At 71.3% G+C, this 3,387-nt stretch carries 2 protein-coding genes and 2 pseudogenes; 1 reads left to right on the forward strand and 3 read right to left on the reverse strand.

From position 1 onward, the window contains the following. Both B7767_RS26870 and B7767_RS26875 read right to left on the reverse strand, forming a co-directional pair. A pseudogene (locus tag B7767_RS26870) lies at positions 1–230 on the reverse strand (class F sortase); the annotation flags it as partial. Between the two features lie 93 nt (positions 231–323). Then, complete coding sequence (locus tag B7767_RS26875) at positions 324–1,103, reverse strand: HAD-IIA family hydrolase (RefSeq protein WP_085574442.1); 780 nt, start codon at positions 1,101–1,103, stop codon at positions 324–326. 310 nt (positions 1,104–1,413) lie between these two features. Between B7767_RS26875 and B7767_RS26880 the strand changes: the two genes are divergently transcribed. Beyond that, positions 1,414–2,925 (forward strand): PQQ-dependent sugar dehydrogenase, encoded by a 1,512-nt coding sequence (locus B7767_RS26880; protein ID WP_256923583.1) that lies wholly within the window; start codon positions 1,414–1,416, stop codon positions 2,923–2,925. Between the two features lie 315 nt (positions 2,926–3,240). On the opposite strand, the pseudogene B7767_RS48355 reads toward B7767_RS26880, so the two are convergent. Beyond that, positions 3,241–3,387: pseudogene (locus tag B7767_RS48355) on the reverse strand (ROK family transcriptional regulator); the annotation flags it as partial.

The raw sequence follows: 3,387 nt of genomic DNA on the forward strand, positions 1-3,387 counted from the left end.
TCGAGGCGCCGCGGCACCGCGGCGGCCACGGGGCGGTGCGCGGGCGGCAGTTCGACCCGGGGAGGCCGTCCGGCCGCCGCCATGTCACCGGTGGCGGTCCCGGACATCCCGGCGGGTACGTCACTGCGCTCACGGCCCCACAGCCACAGCCCGAGCAGCAGCACCGCCCAGGCCACGCCGGCGAGCAGCCGCCCGGTGCCGGACGGGCAGCGTTCCTCGTCGGAACCCATCGTGCACCTCCAGACATCTGGAGGGTCCCGCGCGGGGTCCGGGGCCGCATCCTCGTGAGCGCGGCGATTACTCCGTACGGGTGAACGTCGGTGTCAGATCAGGTCGACGAGGTCCGCGATGGAGTCCACGACCTGGGACGGCCGGTACGGCCAGTTCTCCACCTGCTCGGTCCGGGTCAGCCCGGTGAGCACCAGGAACGTCTGCATCCCGGCCTCGATGCCGGCCAGCACGTCGGTGTCCATGCGGTCGCCGATCATCGCGCTGCTCTCGGAGTGGGCCCCGATGGTGTTGAGGCCGGTGCGCATCATCAGCGGGTTGGGCTTGCCCGCGAAGTACGGCTGCCTGCCGGTCGCCTTGGTGATGAGCGCGGCCACCGCGCCGGTCGCCGGGAGCGGGCCCTCGGTGGAGGGGCCGGTCTCGTCGGGGTTGGTGCAGATGAAGCGGGCGCCGTCGTTGATCAGGCGGACCGCCTTCGTCATGGCCTCGAAGGAGTAGGTCCGGGTCTCCCCGAGGACCACGTAGTCGGGCTCGTGGTCGGTGAGGATGTAGCCGATGTCGTGCAGCGCGGTGGTCAGTCCGGCCTCGCCGATGACGTACGCCGAGCCGTTCGGACGCTGGTCGTCCAGGAACTTGGCGGTGGCGAGGGCGGAGGTCCAGATGTTCTCGATCGGCACCTCCAGGCCCATGCGGCGCAGCCGGGCGTGCAGGTCGCGCGGGGTGTAGATCGAGTTGTTGGTGAGGACCAGGAAGGGCTTCCCGGACTCGCGCAGCTTCTTGAGGAAGGCGTCGGCGCCGGGGATCGGTACGCCCTCGTGGATCAGCACCCCGTCCATGTCGGTGAGCCACGATTCGATCGGCTTGCGGTCTGCCATGTGCGGGATCTCCTGCCGTACGCGGTCCTGCGTGCGCCTCAGCCTAAACAGACCCGGATCTTGAGGGAATGCCGGATACGGCTCGGCTCGCGGGTGGGCGGGCGGTTCGGTGGCGACGGGGCGGGAGGGGTGTTCGCGCCAGACGGCGCGAAAGTGGCGCAAACACGTGTTGCCGCTGTGTCGTGTGCGTCGCAGCCTGAGGTGGCGGGAGCGCTCCCACGACCGCCCGCGTCCCCACAGCTCCGTCCACCGGTCGCCGACAGCACGCGGGAAGAAGGAGATCGTGGCTTGTCATATGCATGCTCTTAGGGTGCGGCTCCGCCTGGCATTCGTCCTGTGCGCCCTGCTCGCGGTGCTGCCGGCCCTCGTCCCGTCCGCCACCGCGGCGACGGAGAAGGAGGAGGACGCCTCCGCCGTCCCCCTGCCCTCCATCAGCGCGACCACCACCCAGGTCGCCTCCGGGCTGAGGCGCCCCACCGCCATCGTCGCCCCCGACGACGGCACGGACCGGCTGTTCATCACCGAGAAGTCCGGCACCGTCCGCGCCTACCACCCGGACACCGGCCTGGAGCGGACCCCGCTGATCGACATCACCGCGTCCGTCGACGAGTCGGGCAACGAGCGCGGCCTGCTCGGCATCGCCCTCCCGCCCGACTTCGCCGACAGCCAGGACCTGTACCTGGCGTACACGGCGCTGCCCGACGGCGCGGTCACCCTCGCCCGCTACCGGCTCGACGACTCCCGCCTGGAACCCCTGCTCTCCCAGGAGCACGCCGAGTACAACAACCACAACGGCGGCCAGCTCGCCTTCGGCCCCGACGGCAACCTGTACTGGAGCATCGGCGACGGCGGCGGCTCCGGGGACCCCTTCCGTTCCGGACAGCGGCTGGACACCCTGCTGGGCAAGATCATGCGGATCGACGTGAGCCGCGCGTGCGGTTCGCTCGCGTACTGCGTCCCCTCCGACAACCCCTTCGTGGACACGCCCGGCGCCCGCGCGGAGATCTGGCTGTACGGGCTGCGCAACCCGTGGCGGTTCTCCTTCGACCGGGCCGACGGCTCGATGTGGATCGGCGACGTCGGCCAGGGCCACTGGGAGGAGATCGACCACATCGCCCCCGGCCGGGGCGGACTGAACCTCGGCTGGTCCTGCTACGAAGGCCTGGAGAAGTTCACGGACGGGGACTGCGGGCCCGGCGAGGAGTACACCGAGCCGGTCTTCACCTACTCCCCCTACACCGGCGGCTGTTCGGTCATCGGCGGGCACGTGTACCGGGGCCGGGAGTACGCCGACCTGGTGGGCGGCACGTACATCGCCACCGACTACTGCTCCTCCACGGTCTGGGCGCTGCGACCCGACGGACGGGGCGGCTACGAGCAGGCCGAGATCGGCAGGACGCCCACGCAGGTGACGTCGGTCGGCACGACCGTCGACGGGGAGTTCTACATGGTCAACGACCTGCCCGGCGGCCTGCACAAGGTGTCCTTCTCGCGGGAGGAACCCACCTGCCGGGTGGACCGTAAGGTCACGGCCTGGGGCACCGGCATGACGGTCGACCTCACCGTCACCAACACCGGCAGCACCCCGGTCGACGGCTGGACGCTGGAGTTCCCGCTGACCCTCGACCAGACGATCGTCTCCGACTGGAACACGGACCTGACCCAGCTGAGCAACGTGATCAGGGCGTCCGACGCCACCCACAACGCCACGATCGCACCGGGCGCGAGCATCACCCTGGGCTACCTCGCGGAACACACGGGCGACACGACACCGCCCCCACGCTTCATGCTGAACGGCGACGCCTGCGCGGTGGGCCGCTGACGCACCACGACCGCACCCGCGCAGTCGCGGACAACCGCGCCTGCGCAGCTGCGGGCAGTCGCACCCGCATGGCTGCGGGCAATCGTGCCTCCCCCAGAGCCCGAAAGGGCCTGGGAGGTACCCCCAGGGCGATGGGGGTCCCCCCGCCCGAGCGCAGCCGAGGGTGGGGGAGGGTGGGCGATGGGGGTCCCCCCGCTCGAGCAAAGCCGAGGGTGGGGGAGGCACCCTGCGAACGCCGGTGAGTGAAACCTCCGCCCGCCAGCTGCACCAAGGCGCACCAGGTCTGATACCGGAGAGGGCCGAGGCCCTCTCCGGTCAGGCATCGCCCCGCCCGAACAACGGCGCCAGCACCAACTGAGCCGCCCCCTCCGCAACCCCCTGCACCCCACCGGGCGCGACCCGCACCGGCACACCCCCGTCACCCCCGCCCCCGCCCTCCCGCCGGGCCCGCGCGGCGAGAAC

This window comes from Streptomyces sp. 13-12-16, from assembly GCF_002114215.1.
Taxonomy (GTDB): domain Bacteria; phylum Actinomycetota; class Actinomycetes; order Streptomycetales; family Streptomycetaceae; genus Streptomyces.

Coding starts and splice junctions, on each gene's coding strand:
- B7767_RS26875 (WP_085574442.1), bottom strand. CDS start 1,103: ATGGCAGACCGCAAGCCGATCGAATCGTGGCTCACCGACATGGACGGG.